Below are 21,673 nucleotides of genomic sequence, written 5' to 3'. Positions count from 1 at the left end.
CAAATCTGTCGTTCGTGAATAGCAAGGATCTAGGATTATAAGATACCTTCATGATCGGGCGTCAATTATTAGCAATTTATGAAAAATTGCCGATTAAATGTTCAGCATGACAATATGTCAGCAGTTTTTTCAGTGCATCAGAGACATGTTTTTGACGATGATATACAAGATATAGAGTGCGTTGTAAGGTCAACCCTTCTACTTTTATCTCTTTTAATGAGCCATTATTAATCTGCTCTTCAATAACTCGACGAGATAAACAGCTGATCCCCATTTCATACATCACAGCATGTTTTATTGCTTCTGAGTTACCTAATTCCATTTCAATGCGGTAACCCGGTAAAGAGGCAAATAGAATATGGTTAAGTACATCTCGGGTTCCCGAACCATTTTCTCGTAAAATCCAAGGTGCTGACTGTAAATCAGTTAACGTCACTTTTGGTGCTTTAGCTAACGGGTGATCGGGCGAGCAAAAAATAACCATTTCATCTAAAAGCCATTTCTGGCTAATGAGTTCAGAACTTTGGCAAGCGCCTTCAATTAACCCTAAATCAACACGGAATTCGCTCACTAATTTAACGACTTCCTCAGTATTACCAATGCTCATTTCTAGTGGAATGTCAGGATAATTACGATGAAAATTCCCCAGCATTTGAGGGAGAATATAATTCCCTATTGTTGTACTTGCAGCGATGCGTAAAGCCCCATTTCCTGCTTGAAATAACTGCTCCACTTCCGTTGCTCGTTCAAGTAAAGATAATGCTCTGGGATAAAGTAATCGCCCATGTTCATTTGTGACAAGTCGTTTTCCCACTCTATCAAAAAGCTGTACACCTAGTTGGCTTTCGAGATCAGTTAAAGATGCACTGACAGCAGATTGAGATAAAGAAAGCTGTTGTGATGCCTGCGTTGTAGAACCACTCTTGAGAACTTCAGTAAAGACTTCCAGTTGCCGCAACGTAATTCGCATATCCATTCCACCTTTGAGCCGTCATTGTAATAACATACTATCCACAAACCAGTAACATACCAAGTACATTTAAGAAAATACACCTATATTACTTTTATTGGTTATTATTATAAAAATAATGAGTTTAATAAATAAGATTGCTTGTTATATGCTTATGCAAAATTCATATAAGCAAGGTTTTTCTATGTCAGAGCAAAGTCAACCTATTACATTGGCGAAAAAATGTTTTACTCCCGTCTATCGCTGGCTCCCTGGTTTATTACTAACAGGCGTATTAACTGCGCTTGCTATTTATATTGGTGATATTCCTTGGTTTTCTAGCATGGGTTTAGGCGCATTAACACTGGCGATCTTATTCGGTATTATTGTGGGTAATACTTTTTATCCTGTTGCAAAGCCTTATAGTGACGAAGGTGTCAAATTCGCTAAACACTATTTACTGCGTGCAGGTATTATTTTATACGGTTTTAGACTCACTTTTCAGCAAATTGCAGATGTAGGCGCAACAGGTTTAATTATAGACGCCATTATGCTGGCATCGACTTTTCTTATTGCAATGTGGATTGGTCGAAAATATTTTGGTTTAGATGAACAAACGGTGATTTTAATTGGTGCAGGTAGTAGTATTTGTGGTGCAGCAGCCGTTATGGCGACAGAACCCGTAGTTAAAGCACAAGCAAGCCAAGTCGCGGTTGCCGTTTCTACTGTTGTGATTTTCGGCACGATTGGTATTTTCCTTTATCCTTGGTTCTATCATTTAAATGCGTTTGCAGGCTGGCTACCCTTTACTGAAGAAACCTTTGGTATTTTCTCCGGTTCAACAATTCACGAAGTAGCTCAAGTCGTCGCCGTAGGACACTCAATTAGCCCTGATGCAGAAAATGCGGCAGTTATTAGTAAAATGATCCGCGTAATGATGCTAGCTCCGTTCTTAATTATTCTTTCAACTTATTTAAGTAAGAAGAAAAGCAAGGCAAACAATGGCGCACAAGCTACTGAGAAAAACCCAATTACTATTCCTTGGTTTGCCGTATTCTTTATTTTAATGGCGGGCTTTAACTCTCTGAATTTAATTCCTGCGTCTATTGTTAGTTACATTGTGACTATCGATACCATTCTATTAGCAATGGCAATGGTAGCACTAGGTTTAACAACGCACATTAGTGCTATCCGACAAGCTGGCGTCAAACCGTTATTGCTAGCTTTATTCTTATTTTTCTGGTTAACCCTAGGTGGTGCGATGATTAATATCTTTATTCAAACTGTGCTGATGTCTTAGCAGGAATATCGATAAAAAATAACCCCCCTTTATATTTCGCCTTGAGAAGTTTTTTCGATTGCGCAACTATTTTTAGTTGCGCTTTTTTGCTTTTATCATCTCAATATGATGTTATACGCGGTATGTTTGTTATCATGGTGTAAAATAAATCTAAGGAGAGAAAAAATGAAATTTGTTGGCGCACATGTCAGTGCTGCTGGTGGCGTCGATCAGGCGGTATTACGCGCACATGAAATAAAAGCGACGGCGTTTGCCCTTTTTACTAAGAATCAGCGCCAGTGGAAAGCCGCACCATTATCCACAGAAGTTATTGATAAATTTAAAAAGAACTGTGAGATTTATAGCTATAGCCCTTCTCAAATTTTACCCCATGACAGTTATCTCATTAATTTAGGTCACCCTGAAGAAGATGCTCTCGAAAAATCAAGAGATGCATTTCTAGATGAAATGCAGCGGTGTGAACAACTGGGTATTGAGTTACTCAATTTTCATCCAGGAAGTCATTTAAATAAGATTGATGTTGATAAGTGTCTACAAAAAATTGCCCAATCAATTAACATCACTTTAGAGAAAACTAAAAATGTCACTGCCGTAATTGAAAATACAGCAGGACAAGGAACAAACCTAGGCTATCGTTTTGAACATCTCGCCGCCATTATTGATGGTGTAGAAGATAAATCTCGTGTAGGTGTTTGTATTGATACCTGCCACACTTTCGCCGCAGGTTATGATCTAAGAACAATTGAAGATTGCGAAAAAACATTCGCTGAATTTGAAAAGATTGTCGGCTTTCAATACCTAAAAGCGATGCACCTTAATGATGCAAAAAGCGAATTGGCCAGTCGTGTAGACCGCCACCATAGTTTAGGTGAAGGTAATATAGGTAAAGTGCCTTTTAGTTATATTATGCAAGATAAACGTTTTGATGGTATTCCGCTGATTTTAGAAACGATTAATCCTGATATTTGGCCAGAAGAAATTGCTTGGTTGAAATCACAACAATCCTAACAGTAATGAAATTTGCGGTTTTTCGTTTTATAACAATAAACCGCAAATGAGTTTATTTAATGGGAGTTAATTCAATCTTAGTCATCATTTCAGCAAGCTGGCTTCTGTCTTTTATTCCTACATCAGGTTGACTGACTGATAACGCAGAAATAGCGGTTGCAAGGCGCAATGTATGCTCACTCGTTTGGCTCATTAATAAGCCATATACTAATCCAGCAACCATTGAATCGCCTGCACCCACGGTGCTTATCACATCACAATGTGGCGGTTTTGCAAGCCATGCACCAGAGGCATTTACCCACAAAGCCCCTCTTTCACCCAGTGAAATAACGACATGTGCAATGCCTTTATCTCGCAGTTGATGAGCCACTTGAATAATATCTGCCATTTCAGTTAATGAATGCCCAGCCCACGCCTCTAATTCACGATGATTAGGTTTTATCAACCAAGGGGCGGCTTTTAAACCTGCGACTAAAGCATCACGACTACTGTCAAAAATAATGCACGGGCATAATCTTCTTAACTTAATCATCCATTGGGTAAAGGCTTCAGGATCAACACCATTCGGTAAACTACCACTGACAACCACCATATCGAAATGACCAAGCCAATTAAGCGAGTCCGTTGCAAAACGCTGCCAATCTTGCGGTGATACTGTAAATCCTGAAAAATTAAAGTCCGTGACTTGCCCTTTTCCCTCAGTTAGCTTCACATTAATGCGTGTTCGTCCTGACACGAGATAAAAACGGTTCGCCATCCCATTTTCACTAAAAAAGTGCTGAAACTCTTCTTGATTTTCGCGTCCCATAAACCCACTAACAGTAATGTCGATACCTAAATCACGTAAAACTTTCGCGACATTATTGCCTTTACCCGCAGGATTAAGCCCAGCAGTTCGGACTAAATTAACACCACCTACATCAATAGCTGGACAAGCACCAACAAGATCATAAGCAGGGTTTAAGGTGATCGTAGCGACACGGCGACTCATGCCTTCACTCCCCAATCATTTTTTATTATGAATATTTAGGATGCTATATATAGCATTAATTAACCTTTTATTCAGTGAAATTGAGCGAGGTTCTTCTTGCACTCTATTCATCCTCAATAGAGAATATTGCCCGTAAAAACGACTTATTTTATACATTAACTATATAAAAAAGAAAAAAGGAGTCTCAAATGTCAGTCGTAGTCGGCGTGGGCGTCATTATCACTAATGAAAATGGTGAAGTGTTATTAGGAAAACGTTGTGGAAAGCACGCCCCTTATTGGTCAATTTTTGGTGGACATGTTGATGAAGGTGAAACTTTTGAGCAATGTGCTATTCGAGAAATAGAAGAAGAGATTGGTATTGCGATCACGAAGCCACAAGTGATTGGTATTAGCAATAATCTAGAAACTTACCAATTAGAAGGTAAACACACTGTTTCTATTTGTATGATCGCACAATATCAAGGTGACGAGCCTAAATTGATGGAGCCAGATAAATGTTCTGAACTTCGCTGGTGTTCTCCAGATGATTTACCTGAGCCACACTTCGAAGCTAGTCGCAATTCCATTGCATTATGGAAAAGTAAGCAGTTTTATCAAGGCTAATTAAAAATACCCTATCACTTTCATTATTCTGGATCTTTTTTGTTCAGAATAATGTTCAGATTATCTATTTCTGCGCAAATCTTCACTTATTTATAGCGGTATTTCTTTATCATTTCTAATAATCCTCTCACTAATCTATTGATTTATATAATTACCTTTTCCTACTGTATTATTTTTACTCACTTTTTTCTTTTATAAAGCACAATAACCTCTATTTACACCTTTATGGCAAACGTGTATTCTTTACACCATCAAGCTAGTACATTGAGTCAATTTTATAAGGACATCCTATGTCAGAAGTCACATCAATAACAAAGCGCCCATCCATACTTGGTGGTGCAATGATCATTGCTGGCACCGCTGTGGGTGCAGGCATGTTTTCCATTCCTATTGTGACTTCCGGTGTCTGGTTTACCGGTTCTATTTTTCTTTTGATCTACACTTGGTTTTGTTTATTTATGTCTGGGTTAATGATTTTAGAAGTGAACCTGCATTATCCTTTAGGTTCAAGCTTTCATACCATTACCAAAGACTTATTAGGAAAAGGTTGGAGCACCATTAATGGATTATCTATTGCGTTTGTGCTTTATATTTTAACTTACGCTTATATTTCTGCGGGTAGCTCCATTATTGTGCAAAACTTTGCAAATGTGATAAGCGTACCTCAAGCTATTGCAGGTTTAGTCTTTGCGTTAATTGTTGCTTTCTTTGTTTGGTTATCAACACGCGCCGTAGATAGATTAAGCACCATTTTAATTGGCGGTATGGTAATTGCCTTTGTGCTAGCCATTGGCGGTCTATTTACAGAAGTAAAAATGCCAGTGCTATTTAATACCAATGAAAGCAATGCAAGTTACTTGCCTTATGCTTTAGCCGCATTACCTTATTTACTGACCTCATTTGGTTATCACGGCAATATTCCAGGCTTAGTGACGTATTACCGTAAAGATGGTAAAGCTGTCATGAAAAGCTTGCTTATTGGTACATTGATTTCTCTGGCAATTTATATTTTATGGCAGTTCGTTGTACAAGGTAATATTCCTCGTGAAGGTTTCAAACAAGTGATTGCTGATGGTGGGAATATTGGTAACTTATTAGCGCAAATGCGTTCAACAACGGCTAATGCCTCTGTATCAATGTTGTTAGACTTGTTCTCTTATATGGCATTGGCAAGTTCATTCTTAGGCGTGTCATTAGGATTGTTCGATTACTTAGCAGACTTCTTTAAGTTTTCGAATACAGGAAGCGGTCGATTAAAATCTGCATTAGTCACCTTTATACCACCGACTATTTTGGCAATTATTTTTCCTGATGGTTTCTTATATGCCATTGGTTTTGCAGGACTGGCAGCAACCATTTGGGCGGCTATTATTCCAGCATTAATGGCAAAAGCGAGTCGTGAACGTAATCAGAGTCAAAGCTTTAAAGCGCCTGGTGGTCTATTTATGATTGGTTTCGTCATTTTATTTGGTGTTATCAATGCCAGTGCACATATTTTAGCGAACTTTAATCTTCTTCCTATCTACCGTTAATTTCTTTTCTAACAGCCATCATCGAAAGCCAGCCCATATTTGAGCTGGCTTTATTTTTTCATCAAATCTTATAAAAAAATGTGCGAATAACTTGCCAAGTTTCTGCACTGCGAGTAATTTTGTCGCCATTATCGTCAATGTTATTTAATGGAAGGTTTTATATGGCAAAAGCCAATGAAATTAAACGTGGTATGGCTGTTAACTATAATAACAAGTTATTACTGGTAAAAGATATCGACATCCAAGCACCCAGTGCGCGTGGGGCTAGTACACTGTACAAAATGCGTTTTACTGATATCCGTACAGGCCAGAAAGTAGAGGAGCGTTTTAAAGGCGATGATATGATTGATACCATCAGCTTAACGCGTCGTGCTGTTAGCTTTTCTTACATTGATGGTGATGAATACATCTTTATGGATAATGAAGATTACACACCGTATACCTTCAAAAAAGATCAAATTGAAGATGAGTTACTGTTTATTCCTGAGGAAGGCTTAGCGGGAATGCAAGTATTAACAATGGATGGTCAAGTTTTAGCATTAGAATTGCCACAAACTGTTGATATGGAAATTGTTGAAACTGTTCCAGGGATTAAAGGCGCTTCTGCAAGTGCTCGAACTAAGCCTGCAACCTTACCAACAGGGTTAGTTATTCAGGTTCCTGAATACCTTTCTACTGGCGATAAAGTTCGTATCCATATTGCTGAACGTCGCTATATGGGTCGAGCTGACTAATCAACAGTCAAAAGGCCTACTCATTAGCATATAGCTAATGTTGCTTTAAATAGGTCAGATAATCGTAAGAAACCCAATGTGACAAACGATTATTTGACTTGTTTATCTTTTGCTTCCTACCTCTGTCTACCCGCCGACGCCTTAAAAATATTGAACATCAATAACACCATTCTTTTGGGTATCATCCATCCAACGGATCTCAGCCTTGCCCATATCTTGAGGCAAAATAATAGTTTGTTGGGATTTATCAAAAGACGCAGGAACAATAGATTGAGTAGATGTAAACACTTTGTTGTGTTTGTAACATTGGTATTCAGCTTTATCAAATGTGAAATTCATCTCACATGCAGGATCTACAATCGCACCCCGCAGATAAATCTGCCCTGTTGTTTGCATGGGATCAGATGCCCAAGCTAATGATATCGAACTGGAAACGAGAAGACTGCATACTACGGTCAGATATTTTCTCATAACGACCTCACTTCTTGTTTGCGCTAGCAGGTATGAGGATCACACCTACCCGACATATTTTCATCATAGCAATAAAATATGACATTTATATAGACAGAAGAGGAATATTTGATGTCTATCAAATATAAGTGTTCGATATTTATAAATAAGAAATCAACGTTGATTAAACTTAAGTGAAATATTTTTAACTTTAATAACCTTTCTATAAAAGCATTAAAATTTTATTTAATTAATACAATTATTTTTATTATTAGAACTAGGAAAATTAATTATAAACAATATTCATTACAGCTAAATTATCATTAATCCATTTAATATCCATAGAACCTTTGTTGTTAATCAATTTAGAGCTAAAGTGCTTATTCCTTTCTAACTTATATTGAGATTCCTGCATTTCAGTTCCATTCCAACAGCTTGTTTTAAAAGTATTTTTCTCTGTATCCATTAGACAATTGCCCTCAACAATTGCACCAACAAAAGTTATCGTTCCAGAACCAATGACTTTATTTTCTTTAGCCAAAGTAGATGTACTTAATAATAAAGTTAAGCACGTAGCTGCAATACATAGCTTATTCAAAACTAATCTCCTATGATTATTGGGTGTATAGATTCCACAAGCCAATATGTTATTAAAGTCTTAACTAATATCGGCCTGTTACTTTATTTATTTAACTTTTATCTTTAATTAAAGAATAGAAAAAAATTATATAATACTCAAATTACGAGCATCAAGAAAAAATATTCTAAATTTGAGTTAAGTGGATATGAAAAAATCCAACAGAAATGAAACCAAAGTATAACATTTGCATAGACAGCAAATTGCAAAGATCTATTTTTTTATTTTGGTTATAGTCCTATAATCAAACTCAAACTTATTGTGATCTAGATCACCAAATACACGCAAAATTTGTCATTTTATTACTATGAAACTTTCTTATTTTCACCAAAAAGCACTGGCTATTTTTCTACTTAATCTTGCAGGACTAATTATTTTTTTCTCGTGGTATCTTCCAGCACAACATGGATTTTGGCTATCAATTGACACCCATATTTTTTATTTTTTTAATCAGCACATTTTACCTGATACTTTTTTTGCCTCTTTTGTGGCTTATACCAATAATAGAAAGTTTGATTTGGTTATTTTGCTGGCGATGGGTGCACTTTATTACAATACATTTCGTAAAAAAGATTATATGGGTAAACGCCATCTTGTCATCGTGGGATTAGTGATGGTAATAAGTGCAGTGCTGATTAATCAAATTGGGCAAAATATTCCAATTGAAAGACCAAGCCCGACACTTCATTTTCAAGATGTGCATAGAGTGGGCGTTGTGACTGGCATTCCGACAAAAGATGCCTCAGGTGATAGCTTTCCCGGCGATCATGGTTTAATGCTACTTATCTTCTGTAGCTTTATATTACGTTATCTCTCGTTTCGTGCTTTCTTATGTGCTCTTCTTATTACTGTCGTATTTTCATTACCAAGAGTGATGGCCGGTGCACACTGGGCATCAGATATATTAGTTGGTTCTATTTCTTTAACTTTAATCACAACAAGTTGGTTATTAATTACGCCATTATCAGATTTTATTGTCAGACAATTAGAAAAATATCTTCCTTTTAAAAAATAAAAGGGAAAACACATCTAACTTATAAAAAAAGAATAAGTGTAATATTGCACTTATTCTTTTGGTCATTTTTTTGACAATTAAATGATATTATTATGACAAAATGAGATCTATTTTAAGTATTAGCACTTTATTATCTAATGTTTTGTAAATTAAGCTCCTTTTCTCTCGCCATTTAGTCCCTCTTTCTGTACACTTTTCTGGTTTCCTCATTATTTATTGTTTAATGTGGATATTTACGTGCTTTAGAGCACGTTTTTCGCGAAATAGGGTTGCCAGAGTTAAATTACACTATATTCTCTGGTTATTTGGTGAATAATTCATGTGCGCTTCTGCACGTAAGGATGTAAGGGAAATCTGTCACAATGAGAACAAAACCGTATATGAGAATGCTTAAGCTCATACCGGCGTTCATTGTTGTAGCTACGCTATCAGCATGTAGCTCACAGAACGCAAATTCACGCTTAGCGAATTCAAGCACCACCCCACTTAATACATCAACAAGCACATCAATTTCCCAAGCATCACAAGATGAATTTGAATCATTGGTGAAGAATCTCGATATAAAATCTAAGATACTTGACCAATATGCAGACTGGAAAGGTGTTGCTTATCGTTTAGGTGGAGATACTAAAAAAGGCATCGATTGCTCTGCCTTTGTACAAAGAACTTTTCTTGACCAATTCGGTGTAGAACTCCCTCGCTCAACTTCAGACCAACAGTTCTCTGGTACTCAGGTTAATAAATCAAAATTACAAGCAGGCGATCTTGTTCTATTTAAAACAGGCCGTACTATGCGCCATGTTGGAATTTACATCGGTAATGATAAATTTGTACATGCATCCACCAGCAACGGTGTAACAGTATCAGAAATGTCTAATACCTACTGGAATAAACGTTTTTATGCCGCTAGACGTGTTATTGATAAAAATGACGCGTACCTTGTTGAAAACAACCTTTCGCAAAATGTATTAAGATAATTAATTCCCTTATATCTTATTGCAATAAAAAAGCCTCATTAATTAAATAATGAGGCTTTTTTTGTATTCTTTGACCATGCTTGAATCGCACAGTAACTACCTTGGTTTTATAACATTAAGCCGATGTTATAAATAAGAATATGCTGTTGGGAATGGCTCAGCAATAGCAACCCCCGCGTTTTTTAAGCAACATAATGCAGCACATTCATCATCGCTATGAAGGAAAAGGCAAGGCGATCCATCCCATTCAATCACAACGCTATCAATATGGAGATTACTCAGATACTGACGCAAATTCTGTATTGCTTCATCCAGTGTCATACCATCATGACTTAATAATTTTAAGCCAATCAGCGTATTTTGCTTTCCAGCATCATTTTCAGGCAGTATTTCTACTCTTGTGCCTGCAAAGCCCGCTAGCCACCGATAACTCAGCGGCAGCTTATGAACTACCGAAAGTTGTACATTATCCACAAATCAATCCTGTTTCATCAACACGTTAATTTAATACATCATCAATACGAGTTTGAACTGACTTGCTCACACGCATATTAGAACTTTGTTAATCATAGAACATAAATGTTACAATTGCTTTACAAAAAAAGCGAAGAGACGTATCAAACCATTCGTTTAGCTTAGTGTTTGCAGATATTCATGTCTGCAATGCTTAATCTCTTCAATTATTCTTTCATTTATTTAACATTTTATCAACTATATAAAATAATTGTATAAAATATTACGCATTCAAGTAAAACAATCCATCAATTTTTATCACGATACTACATATCAACAAAACAACAATAGATGATTATTAAAATAAATTTTACTTAATTTAACAAAGTGACAACATCAAGTATTGATTCAAATCAAAAAATCACACTAATTTGAAACGATTCATGAAATACAGCAGAGGAAAATCTGGTGTTTTTAGCGGAAATAGAGGCAGGAAAAGAGGAGCACGCTATAAATTTCTAATTATTTATAGCGTGGTGTTCTTATTTATAACGACGAGCAAGCAAAATAAAACCCATAGCAAACAGCACACAGAATGCCATAGAACTTACCATTGGCCATTCTGATTTTGCTGGTAGCATAGCAATAGCCGTTCCAACTAAAGCACCTACACCAAAACGCACTGTTCCTGCAAGAGAAGAAACCGTCCCTGCCATATGGGGATAATCATCAAGAATTACGGCCATCGCATTCGATGTGATCATCGCGATCCCGCCCACATACATTGCAACTCCCACGACAAGGTAATAAAAATGTAAATTAAAAGCGACCACCAGCAATAAAAAGATCCCCATAAAACATTGAATAGTTAATCCTAGGCGTAACATATTCAGCGCACCAAATCGACGAACATATCGCCCATTAATGCTTGTCATCACAATTAAGAAGATAATATTAAAACCAAAATATAATCCAAATTGATCAAAGGGAATACCATGTAATTCGATGTAGACAAAGGGGCCAGCACTAAGAAATGAAAACATGCCAGCAAAAGAAAAACCTGAAGCCAAAATATAGCAAAGGACACGACGTGTTCTAAACAGGCTAATAAATTGGCTAAATGTCACTCTTAGGCTAAAACGTTGGCGACGCTCTTTTGGTAATGTTTCTGGAATATAAAAAGCAATTAATGCCGATGCAATCACAGCAGCTATCGCGATACTCCAAAAAATAGCATGCCATGAAAACCAATTCATCACCCAAGCACCTAATAATGGTGCTAATAAAGGCGCGATAGTCATAACAAGCGCAACAAAAGACATACTTCTAGAGAAGTCATCTCTAGAAAACATATCCCTCATCAGTGCGTTAATCACCACACTTGCCGCAGCGGCTGCAAAGCCATGTAAAAAACGCATGCCAATTAGCATATCTATTGATTCAGATAATGCACATGCACTAGAGGCAAAAGCAAAAACAATTACGCCGCCCAAAATGACAGGCTTACGCCCTAAGCTATCAGCCATAGGACCATAGACTAATTGTCCAATAGCAAAGCCAAAAATATAGATACTTAATGTCATTTGCACTTTACCACTAGGCACACCAAAATCTTGCGCAATAGTAGGTAAACTTGGCAAATACATATCTATCGCCAATGGCATAAGCATGGAAATAAGTCCCAGTATTAAAATGAGACTAAGGTACGACGAACGTTGCTGTTGCACGCAGATAAACTCCCAAAAACGACAGGATGAATAATAATTATTGAGGCAGGTGAATGCTGTTGATCTCTTCTTCTGTTAATGGACGATATTCGCCCTCAGCTAAAGTCTCATCTAATGTGATGTCCCCAATACGCTCACGATGTAATGCACTTACATGATTACCCACAGCGGCAAACATACGTTTTACTTGGTGATATTTGCCTTCACTAATAGTGAGTTTGACTTCTGTAGGGGTAATAATTTCTAACGTAGCAGGTTTTGTGAGATCTTTTTCGCCGTTGAGTTGAACACCTTTTTGGAATTGTTCAGCGACACTTTCCCCAATCGGCTCTTCTAACGTAACACGATAGGTTTTTTCACAATGATGTTTTGGTGCCGTAATACGATGCGACCATTGACCATTATCTGTCAATAAAACAAGCCCTGTTGTATCAATATCTAAACGCCCAGCAGCATGTAATTTATGTGCCAAAGGTTCATCAATAAAATAGAGGATAGTTGGATTAACGGGATCGTCTGTTGAACATACATAGCCAATTGGCTTATTCAACATAAAGTAACGAGGTCCTAAAATTTGAGTTAAGACATTACCGTCATAAGCTACTTCTTGCTCTGGTGCAATTTTGGTTGAACCGCTTTTCACCATTTCGCCATCAATTGTTACAAGCCCTGCTCTTAATTCACGAAGGATCAAGCTACGGCTAATACCCAATTGCTGGGATAAAAATTTATCTAATCGCATGAATTTCTCTGAAAAATGGAAGAATACCATCTGATATGAGGTATCTATTAAAAATGAATATTAACAATAAAACAACTAATTAATTTATAAATAAACTATCACGCCCTTTACGCCTCCCTGATTCGCGCCTTTCATAAAAAAATGTTACGCTGATGCTCCGTTTGATTTCTTATACAGAGTTATGGCTTTTACACTCAGACCTTATCAACTTGACGCTGTTAACGCGACAATCTCTTATTTTCGCCAACACAATACACCTGCGGTAATTGTATTACCTACTGGCGCAGGAAAAAGTTTAGTGATTGCAGAACTCGCTAAAAAAGCGCGCGGACGTGTATTGGTGCTAGCACACGTAAAAGAATTAGTAGAACAGAACCATAGCAAATATGAGGCTTATGGTCTATCTGCGGATATTTTTGCTGCGGGTCTACAACAAAAAGAAAGTAGCGGAAAAGTTGTATTTGGTAGTGTGCAATCTGTTGCTCGTAATTTGTCACGGTTTAGTGATACTTTTTCTCTTCTTATTATTGATGAATGCCATCGCATTAGTTTGTCTGAAGATAGCCAATATCAGCAAGTCATTAAACAATTACAATCCATTAATCCACAATTACGGATCTTAGGATTAACTGCAACACCTTATCGTTTACCTACTGGTTGGATTTATCAATATCATTATCACGGTATGATCAGAGGCGATGAAAACTGCTTTTTCCGTGATTGTATCTATGAATTGCCTTTGCGCTATATGATAAGCAATCATTTTTTAGTTCCACCAACTCGCCTAGATATGCCTATATTGCAATATGACTTTAGCCAAGTAAGAACAAGTCAAAATGGAATATTTAATGAAGAAGATCTAAACCGTGAAATAAAGAGACAAAAACGTATTACACCTCATATTGTGGCGCAAATTATTGAATATGCGCAAAATTGCCGAGGTGTAATGATATTTGCAGCAACGGTTGAACATGCAAAAGAGATCCTTTCTCTTTTACCACAAGATGAAGCGGCATTAGTCAGTGCGGATACCCCCTCTTATGAACGTGATGATCTTATTTCCCGTTTTAAACAGCAACAATTACGTTATATGGTTAACGTTGCCGTACTCACAACTGGCTTTGATGCACCACATGTTGATTTAATTGCAATCTTACGCCCCACTGAGTCTGTGAGTTTATACCAGCAAATTGTAGGACGTGGTTTAAGATTATTTGCAGGAAAAACAGAATGCTTGATTTTAGATTATGCGGGAAATCCTCATGATCTCTATCTCCCCGAAGTTGGTACTAAAAAACCCAATCCAAACAGTAAGCCTGTACAAGTTTTTTGTCCTCTTTGCCAATTTGCCAATACCTTTTGGGGCATTGTAGATGCTGATGGGGATATCATTGAACACTATGGTCGCCGCTGCCAAGGTTGGGAACTCAATGAACAAGGGCAAAAACAACAATGTGAATTTCGTTTCCGCTTTAAATTATGCCCTCACTGCAATGAAGAGAATGATATTGCAGCACGTCGCTGTGTTCATTGTGATGAGATCTTGGTTGATCCTGATGATATGCTCAAAGCAGCATTAAAACTCAAAGGGGCATTAGTTCTACGCTGTGGTGGAATGCAATTTAAATCAGGAAATGATGTTAAAGGTGAATGGTTAGAAATTAATTATTACGATGAAGAAGGCACTTCTGTCTCTGAACGTTTTCGATTAACAACCCCAGCTCAACGAAAAGTATTTGAATTAAAATTTTTACGTGAACATCAACGCGCACCAGGTGTTCCTTTTGTTTGGCATAATGCCAGCGACATTATTAAACAATTTGATTGGTTACGTCATCCTGACTTTATTGTGGCACATAAAGGTAAAAAAGAGAGCTTCTGGAAGATAAGAAATAAGATTTTTGACTATGCAGGTCGCTACCGAAAAGCAGATACCTTGTATTAATCTGGATTTATATTTGCTGTTAGAGGACTTTTTCGTTAAAATGCGCCCCGCTTTATCTATTTTTAGATAAACCAAATCTCGAGCTTGTTGCTGGGTCGCCTGTAACAAGTATGTATTTTCTTTCTTTTTTATAAGAGAAAAAAGATGTTAACTATCAAAGCAACTGTACGTAAAGAGCAGGGTAAGGGTGCGAGCCGCCGCCTGCGTGTGGCTAACCGTTTTCCTGCTATCGTTTATGGCGGAAATGAAGAGCCAATCGCTATCGATTTAGATCACAACGAAGTTATCAACCAAGAACACAAATCAGAATTCTATTCAGATTTCGTAAACCTGGTTATCGATGGTAAAGAAACTAAAGTTAAAGTTAAAGCAGTGCAACGTCACGAGTATAAACCAAAAATTACTCATATCGACTTCCTGCGCGCTTAATAAGCCACCCTTCGAGCTTTATTTTCGGGACGCCGAGCATATAACGCCACTTAATGTGGCGTTATTTGTTTCTACTGTTTAATTATTTTTCTGATGCTCTTCGTTGTAGCTGATCACGTAAATTAGGCGGTGTACCTTTAATGGTGAGTGTATCTGTTGCTGGGTCCCAGAATATTCTCTCCCCTAATAATTTCGCATCAAAATTCACTGTTAATCCACCACCACTTCCTGAGTACTTCATCAGTTGACGTAACGTACTGCGATCGGCTGGGAAGGTTTCCGCTAATTCATAGCCTTTTTCTTCAGTAAATTGAGCAAAGTTTTGATCGCCCAAAGATGGTAATTCTTCTGCAAGCTCTGTTAAGGCAATTTCTTCGCCCGATTGTAATTGCTCGTTACAGTAACTGTATACTTGCTCACGGCAAGTTTGACGTTCTTGTTTACCCATTTCTGAAGCTTCACAAAAATCGTCAACCGCTTGTAATAAGCCTTTATTTTGAACTTTAGCGTTTAAGCCTTCTTGAGCACCTAAAAAGTCCATGAAAAAATCAGAGACTTTGCGTCCAACACGACCTTTTAAAAACGTTAAATAACGTAAAGATTCGGGTGCCGTTTCCCACTCAGTTAAATCGATACGAGCAATAATGTCTGCATGAGGAATATCTAAATAACGTGTTGATGACACATCAAGGCTGTCATTTACCCACATACTGTTACAGCTACTTAGTACAGCAATTAAAAGGTAATCCACCGCTAAATAGCGATAATGACAAAATAGAACGGTGCCACCTTCTGCAAAAGGGTATTTTGCTAATTCATCCTTTAGTCTCACCGTTGCAGCTCGTGAAAAACCTAAAAAGTTTTCTTCGCCTTTACGTTGTAAGCGTAGCGCTTCTGCTAATTCGCTTTCTTCATTAAACAGACCATAAGCTTTACTTTTTGCACTGTATACGCGATGCAACTCTTCAATCATCTCCTGAACAACAGGTTCAATTTCTAAGAGTGAATCCCGTAGCACAACTTCTAATGTCTGCTCATCTCGCTTAATAAGTTGATGCAAAACTAATTGGTTAATATCTAGACTCATGGTCGTCCTCTTCTATTGCGTCTCTTTCTCGTGCGCGTATTCAAACACTCCCTACTTTCAGTATCAAGGGAAAATTAATTAATTTAATAGCGGAAAAAGACCTAGTAATACGGTAACATATAGCGTTTTATTCATTTAGTAGGAATTCAGATTTTATGCCACAAAAATCCCGTTATAGTGATGAACAAGTTGAGCAATTACTTGCAGAACTTGTCAGCGTTCTTGAAAAACATCATACTCCTACAGATCTTTCTTTGATGGTGTTGGGGAACATGGTGACAAACTTAATTAATACAAGTATTGCCCCTGCTCAACGAATGCTGATTGCAGATTCTTTTGTTCACGCATTGCGTGCTTCAATTGATGAAGGCAATATTCACTAATAAACATAGAAAAATTATTTATAGACATGGTAACGAGACCTCAGTCCTATCGTGAAAAAGTATCCCAAATGATCAGTTGGGGTCACTGGTTTGCGCTATTTAATATTATTCTAAGCTTACTGCTTGGAAGCCGTTACCTGTTTATTTCTGATTGGCCTGCAACATTTGCTGGTCGTTTTTACGCTATTGTGAGTTGGATGGGACATTTTAGTTTTATTGTCTTTGCTATCTATATACTCATCCTTTTCCCTCTCACCTTTGTCGCGGTTTCTCAACGGCTACTTAGAGTTATTTCCTGCGCCCTTGCCAGTGCCGGATTAACTATCCTCATTTTTGATATCGCCGTTTACCAGCAATTTCAACTCCATTTGACTCAACTTGTTTGGGATCTCGTCATTAATCCAGATGAAGGCGAAATGGCGCGTGAATGGCAACTTATCTTTATTGGCATTCCCATCATCTTTCTTGTTGAAATGCTGTTTGCAACATGGAGTTGGCAAAAATTACGTAGCTTAAATCGCCAACGTTGGGGTAAACCATTAGCGGGTGTCTTTATTACTTGCTTTATATTATCTCACTCAATGTCAATTTGGGCTGATGCGAATTTCTATCGCCCAATCACCATGCAACGTGCTAATTTACCGCTATCTTATCCAATGACGGCACGTAAATTCCTTGAGCGCCATGGTTTTATTAATCAATCAGAATATGAGCAACGTGTTATTAGTGAAGGTAATCCCACAGCACAAGGTATCACCTACCCTCTTGCTCCATTAATCTATGCAAAGGATACTTATTCTTATAACTTGCTAGTGGTTGTCATTGATGGTCTAGGTAACGAAGAAGTACCTGAATTACCAAGCTTGCAAAAATTTGCGCAAAATAATCTTTATTTTTCACAGCATTATTCATCAGGCATCAATAATGACACTGCATTATTTGGTCTCTTTTATGGTATTTCACCTTCTTATTTAGACAGTGTATTAAGTAACAGAAAAAACTCTGCCCTTTTCGATGCGTTAAGTTATCGGAACTACCAATTAGCCTTGTTTTCAACTAATGGTTTCCAAACCCCACTGTTCAAACAGGCTGTTCTATCAGATTTCTCTCTCCCAACATCACGCAGTGGTGATAACAATGCCACCATTGATAGTTGGAGTACTTGGTTGGTCAAAAACAACCAAGTAGCCCCTTGGTTCTCTTTCTTACAAATTGATGGTCACACCAATAATGCATCTCAACGCAACGCATTAGATGACCAACTAGAGACAATATTTAAGACATTACAAGAAACCAAGGTGCTAGATAATACTGTTGTGGTTGTCACTTCTAGCTATCATCAAGACAGTAATAAGAAACAGATTAACCAATGGCTTTCAGATAAGACCACCTTTAATTTAAGCCAGTCACAAGTGCCTTTGATAATACATTGGCCAAATATGACACCACAGGTTATTGATCGCATGACAAGCCATCAAGATGTTATGACAACCTTGATGCAACATGTTTTACATGTCATTAGTCCAGCTGATAACTATTCACAAGGTGAAGATTTATTCGCAAGTACTCGTAATCACCCATGGATTTTTACAGGTGATGAAGAGGCATTTGTCGTCTTTTTACAAGATAATACCTTATTGATAGATAAGCATGGTCGGTACGCTTTATTTGATAAATCCGGGAAAGAGATCAGCTCTGCAAAACCGGATTTAAAATTATTACTGCAAGTTCTGGCTGAGCAGAAGCGTTTTATTGAACGCTAACACAATTAAGTAGCGTATAAAATTACATCACTTAATTAGCAAAGGGTTGCTTTAGCAGCTAAAAACAGTAATATACAGGGCACAAACGGCATGTAGCGCAGCCTGGTAGCGCACTGNCACAATTAAGTAGCGTATAAAATTACATCACTTAATTAGCAAAGGGTTGCTTTAGCAGCTAAAAACAGTAATATACAGGGCACAAACGGCATGTAGCGCAGCCTGGTAGCGCACTGTCATGGGGTGTCAGGGGTCGTAGGTTCAAATCCTATCATGCCGACCATTTTTAATTAAGAAAACCAACCACTTACGGTTGGTTTTTTTATGCCTAAAATTTGTGCGGGGTAAAATAGGGGTAAAACTGGGGTAAAACGACGACAAATCACCTCTCAAAACCCTCCTTTCTTTAGCTCATAAAATCGCCCTTTTCTCCTTGCTATTCTATTCGTTACCTTATATAAATTACTGTATAAAAACACAGTCAAATAGGTGATATCATGATTAAACTCGAAATAAATAATGCGGAATATATTGCTCAGTTAGAAGAAGCTCGTTTATCTGCAGATAACCCGTATGGCTATCTGTTTATGGATATTATCTTTTCTGATCCAAGGTTTGATGAGAATACATTTGAAATGAAAAATGTAAGACGGGAACCGATGAGAACGTATATGACAGAGGCTGTGGCGAGGGATTTGTTTGAGAAGTTGGAGGGGTATTTTTATGGTAAATCAATTATAAAAAGTTAATGATTATCGATTGTTGATAAACTATCATATAAAAAACTTATTTTATAAGCGTATTTATATGAACCATTCACAAATAGGATTTTTAAAACTTTGTTTACAAAAAGAAGTTATAAAATCTGATACTAAAAGATTTTCATGGACAAAAACAATCCGTAGAGCATGGAAATATCCAGATAGACGATTCTATTTTTGGTGGCGTATTGCTAGTTATTTTTATCACTCCAATAAACACTTAAAATTAGCAAACTTTATAAATAGAAGATTACAAACTAAATATGGATGTGACATTGGGTTAGGTGCAAAAATTGGTGTTGGATTATCTATTAGTCACTATGTTGGATTGGTAATTGCCTATGAAGCTGTTATTGGTGAAAATTTTCATGCAAGACAAAATACAACAATAGGTATCGTATCATCATCTCAAAAAGGGCATATTTATATTGGTGATAATGTAACCATAGGTGCTAATTCTTGTATCATAGGAGATAATATAAAGATTGGCAATAATGTGATGATCGGAGCTATGAGCTTTATAAATAAAGATATTCCTGATAATTGCATTGTTTATACACCAAAATCTAGTAACTCGATCAAAATATCGACCATGAATAATAAAACCATTTGGTAAACTATATTAAACAAGGGATGTTAATAAAACTTAACATCCCATATTTAATGCCATCAGTCATAAATATCAATATTCGATGTCGTAATATTAGTTTTTAATATTGTTAAACTGGTTCCATTGCTATCTAACTTCGTATCGAGTCCGTTATTTCTTCATGTGTCGATGAGTTAATAAGGGCTTCTTGATATGGCCAGTAGACCAAGAAGAAAGGAATTTAGGCATCTACCTGACTTTCTGTATTACGATTCATCCAAAAAACAATATCGTTTAACGCTAACTAACGGTATTCGCAAATGTATTGGTGCAGATAAAGCAAAAGCTATCGCAATAGCCAGAGAATACAACAATATTATGCGACCAGAAAAATCTGTTTCTGTTAACTCATTAATTATTGACTCGGGAGGACAATATGGAGAGGCTCTCCCTCTTTCAGAACATTTAGATAAGTTATTTTTGCGGATCACTAATGATGAGAAACCATCAGACAGTACACTTAGTAACTGGGTTAATGACTTAGAAAGAATTAAGATCTTTTTTAAAGATATCCCCGCGAATGAAATCTCACTGGAACATGTAAATGGCTATATTAATGAATATCATGCCGATGCTTCTGCTAATGTACAAAATCGTAAGGTAAGTTTTCTAAAGAAAATTTTTAGTTACGCAATGGATGAATCTCTTATGTTCGATAACCCTGCTGAACGTAAGAAAATGAAAAGAGTTGATGGAAAAAAACGTAGAAGATTATCTTATGATGATTTTCTTAAAATTCGAACATCTGCAGAACCTTGGTTAAGAACAGCAATGGATCTGGCGTTACAAACAACACAAGCAAGGCTCGAAGTATCACGCATAAAATATAATATCAAAGCTCCCAAAGAAGGCATCTGTGGGTGTTTATGGTATGAAGAACCCTTAAATGGAATATACGGGATGATTTATATTCATAGACAAAAAGTGCAACATAAAGAGGCATCTCATATTGCGATCCCCATAGGTAAAGCGCTTAAGGATATTATCGATAATAGCCGTGACAATGTGGCAAGCCCTTATATTGTGCATAGGCTACCAACTCGTATCCCAAATAAGGTGAGTAAAGAAGTTAATCATCCCACACAAGTAGCACCTGATTATCTTAGTCGTGCATTTTCAACGTTACGTGATCGAGTGGGCGTTGCCAGTCATTTACCTTTAGATGAAAGACCAACCTTTCATGAAATAAGAGCGTTGGCAGCCTTTATGTTTAAACAACGCGGTTTTGATCCACAAGCTCGAATGGCTCACAGTGATGCAGAGTCAACCAAGATTTATACAGAAAACCATGTACAATGGGTTGAAGTGCCACATTGTGAGATTGCATAAGTTGTATTAGTTCAGATTTGAGCGAATACGAATGTAAAATTGAGTCAATTCTAATCTGAAAGATAGCACTACACCATAAGTGAACGTTGTTCCTCCTATAGCTCATCGTTGAGGCATTATATTTAGAGGATTATTTAGGAACAGTAAGTTTTCTTATATGTATAAATATTTTTTAATAATTGAATGTAAATAGCTAATTAATTTATCGAC

22 protein-coding genes and 1 tRNA gene are annotated in these 21,673 nt (G+C 37.0%); 15 read left to right on the top strand and 8 right to left on the bottom strand.

What is annotated here, in order from left to right:
- Positions 1-76: 76 nt before the first annotated feature.
- Positions 77-970 carry a DNA-binding transcriptional regulator YeiE gene (gene yieE, locus DK865_RS14970; protein WP_036912259.1) on the bottom strand — a complete coding sequence of 298 codons (894 nt, stop codon included), beginning with the start codon at positions 968-970 and terminating at the stop codon, positions 77-79.
- Positions 971-1,154: 184 nt separating this feature from the next.
- On the opposite strand from yieE, the gene DK865_RS14965 reads away from it, so the two are divergent.
- Together DK865_RS14965 and nfo are read left to right on the top strand one after the other, a co-directional pair.
- Positions 1,155-2,249 (top strand): YeiH family protein, encoded by a 1,095-nt coding sequence (locus DK865_RS14965; RefSeq protein WP_162556635.1) that lies wholly within the window; start codon positions 1,155-1,157, stop codon positions 2,247-2,249.
- 165 nt (positions 2,250-2,414) lie between these two features.
- The gene (gene nfo / locus DK865_RS14960; protein ID WP_023581397.1) at positions 2,415-3,257 is read left to right on the top strand and encodes a deoxyribonuclease IV; all 843 of its coding nucleotides are present in this window, start codon (positions 2,415-2,417) and stop codon (positions 3,255-3,257) included.
- Between the two features lie 52 nt (positions 3,258-3,309).
- On the opposite strand, the gene fruK is transcribed toward nfo, so the two are convergent.
- Positions 3,310-4,248: a 1-phosphofructokinase gene (gene fruK / locus DK865_RS14955; protein WP_023581396.1), complete on the bottom strand. Its 939-nt coding sequence runs from the start codon at positions 4,246-4,248 to the stop codon at positions 3,310-3,312.
- A gap of 188 nt (positions 4,249-4,436) precedes the next feature.
- Between fruK and DK865_RS14950 the strand changes: the two genes are divergently transcribed.
- The 3 genes from DK865_RS14950 (at position 4,437) to yeiP (ending at position 7,119) form a co-directional block, all read left to right on the top strand.
- Complete coding sequence (locus tag DK865_RS14950) at positions 4,437-4,853, top strand: NUDIX domain-containing protein (RefSeq protein ID WP_023581395.1); 417 nt, start codon at positions 4,437-4,439, stop codon at positions 4,851-4,853.
- 290 nt (positions 4,854-5,143) lie between these two features.
- On the top strand, positions 5,144-6,385 hold the full coding sequence (gene mtr, locus DK865_RS14945; protein ID WP_023581394.1) for a tryptophan permease: 1,242 nt from the start codon (positions 5,144-5,146) through the stop codon (positions 6,383-6,385).
- Positions 6,386-6,546: 161 nt separating this feature from the next.
- Positions 6,547-7,119 (top strand): elongation factor P-like protein YeiP, encoded by a 573-nt coding sequence (gene yeiP / locus DK865_RS14940; protein WP_036912255.1) that lies wholly within the window; start codon positions 6,547-6,549, stop codon positions 7,117-7,119.
- A gap of 141 nt (positions 7,120-7,260) precedes the next feature.
- Here the strand turns inward: yeiP and DK865_RS14935 are convergent, their stop codons facing one another.
- The gene (locus tag DK865_RS14935) at positions 7,261-7,590 is read right to left on the bottom strand and encodes a hypothetical protein (protein ID WP_109392272.1); all 330 of its coding nucleotides are present in this window, start codon (positions 7,588-7,590) and stop codon (positions 7,261-7,263) included.
- A gap of 265 nt (positions 7,591-7,855) precedes the next feature.
- A complete protein-coding gene (locus tag DK865_RS14930; RefSeq protein ID WP_036912249.1) occupies positions 7,856-8,167 on the bottom strand; it encodes a hypothetical protein in 312 nt (103 codons plus the stop codon).
- A gap of 346 nt (positions 8,168-8,513) precedes the next feature.
- Here DK865_RS14930 and DK865_RS14925 point away from each other — a divergent pair, with 346 nt between their 5' ends.
- Positions 8,514-9,221 carry a phosphatase PAP2 family protein gene (locus tag DK865_RS14925; protein ID WP_023581390.1) on the top strand — a complete coding sequence of 236 codons (708 nt, stop codon included), beginning with the start codon at positions 8,514-8,516 and terminating at the stop codon, positions 9,219-9,221.
- A 362-nt stretch (positions 9,222-9,583) separates the two neighbouring features.
- Positions 9,584-10,198, top strand: coding sequence for a bifunctional murein DD-endopeptidase/murein LD-carboxypeptidase (gene mepS, locus DK865_RS14920; RefSeq protein ID WP_109392271.1), 615 nt, complete (start codon positions 9,584-9,586; stop codon positions 10,196-10,198).
- Between the two features lie 126 nt (positions 10,199-10,324).
- Here the strand turns inward: mepS and DK865_RS14915 are convergent, their stop codons facing one another.
- The 3 genes from DK865_RS14915 to rsuA form a co-directional block, all read right to left on the bottom strand.
- On the bottom strand, positions 10,325-10,672 hold the full coding sequence (locus DK865_RS14915; protein ID WP_036912246.1) for a YejG family protein: 348 nt from the start codon (positions 10,670-10,672) through the stop codon (positions 10,325-10,327).
- A 521-nt stretch (positions 10,673-11,193) separates the two neighbouring features.
- Positions 11,194-12,378, bottom strand: a complete 1,185-nt coding sequence (locus tag DK865_RS14910) for a Bcr/CflA family multidrug efflux MFS transporter (protein ID WP_323368375.1) — start codon at positions 12,376-12,378, stop codon at positions 11,194-11,196.
- A 37-nt stretch (positions 12,379-12,415) separates the two neighbouring features.
- Complete coding sequence (gene rsuA / locus DK865_RS14905; protein ID WP_036912241.1) at positions 12,416-13,120, bottom strand: 16S rRNA pseudouridine(516) synthase RsuA; 705 nt, start codon at positions 13,118-13,120, stop codon at positions 12,416-12,418.
- Between the two features lie 181 nt (positions 13,121-13,301).
- On the opposite strand from rsuA, the gene DK865_RS14900 reads away from it, so the two are divergent.
- Both DK865_RS14900 and rplY read left to right on the top strand, forming a co-directional pair.
- The gene (locus tag DK865_RS14900; protein WP_109392269.1) at positions 13,302-15,065 is read left to right on the top strand and encodes a DEAD/DEAH box helicase; all 1,764 of its coding nucleotides are present in this window, start codon (positions 13,302-13,304) and stop codon (positions 15,063-15,065) included.
- Positions 15,066-15,209: 144 nt separating this feature from the next.
- Entirely contained in the window at positions 15,210-15,494 is a 285-nt protein-coding gene (rplY, locus tag DK865_RS14895) for a 50S ribosomal protein L25 (protein WP_023581385.1), read from the top strand.
- 82 nt (positions 15,495-15,576) lie between these two features.
- Here rplY and yejK read toward each other — a convergent pair whose 3' ends face one another.
- Entirely contained in the window at positions 15,577-16,581 is a 1,005-nt protein-coding gene (gene yejK / locus DK865_RS14890; RefSeq protein ID WP_023581384.1) for a nucleoid-associated protein YejK, read from the bottom strand.
- A gap of 155 nt (positions 16,582-16,736) precedes the next feature.
- Here yejK and DK865_RS14885 point away from each other — a divergent pair, with 155 nt between their 5' ends.
- The 6 genes from DK865_RS14885 (at position 16,737) to DK865_RS14860 (ending at position 21,463) form a co-directional block, all read left to right on the top strand.
- A complete protein-coding gene (locus DK865_RS14885; protein ID WP_004247042.1) occupies positions 16,737-16,964 on the top strand; it encodes a YejL family protein in 228 nt (75 codons plus the stop codon).
- A gap of 26 nt (positions 16,965-16,990) precedes the next feature.
- The gene (yejM, locus tag DK865_RS14880; protein ID WP_023581383.1) at positions 16,991-18,727 is read left to right on the top strand and encodes an LPS biosynthesis-modulating metalloenzyme YejM; all 1,737 of its coding nucleotides are present in this window, start codon (positions 16,991-16,993) and stop codon (positions 18,725-18,727) included.
- A gap of 203 nt (positions 18,728-18,930) precedes the next feature.
- Positions 18,931-19,007 (top strand) — tRNA-Pro (locus tag DK865_RS14875).
- Between the two features lie 214 nt (positions 19,008-19,221).
- Positions 19,222-19,473, top strand: a complete 252-nt coding sequence (locus DK865_RS14870) for a hypothetical protein (RefSeq protein ID WP_109392268.1) — start codon at positions 19,222-19,224, stop codon at positions 19,471-19,473.
- A 58-nt stretch (positions 19,474-19,531) separates the two neighbouring features.
- Positions 19,532-20,101, top strand: a complete 570-nt coding sequence (locus tag DK865_RS14865) for a serine acetyltransferase (RefSeq protein WP_109392267.1) — start codon at positions 19,532-19,534, stop codon at positions 20,099-20,101.
- 186 nt (positions 20,102-20,287) lie between these two features.
- On the top strand, positions 20,288-21,463 hold the full coding sequence (locus DK865_RS14860) for a tyrosine-type recombinase/integrase (RefSeq protein ID WP_109392266.1): 1,176 nt from the start codon (positions 20,288-20,290) through the stop codon (positions 21,461-21,463).
- Positions 21,464-21,673: the final 210 nt, after the last annotated feature.

The organism is Proteus cibi (assembly GCF_003144405.1).
GTDB classification, from domain to species: Bacteria; Pseudomonadota; Gammaproteobacteria; order Enterobacterales; family Enterobacteriaceae; genus Proteus; species Proteus cibi.
This window is presented reverse-complemented; position numbering and strand designations above follow the sequence as displayed.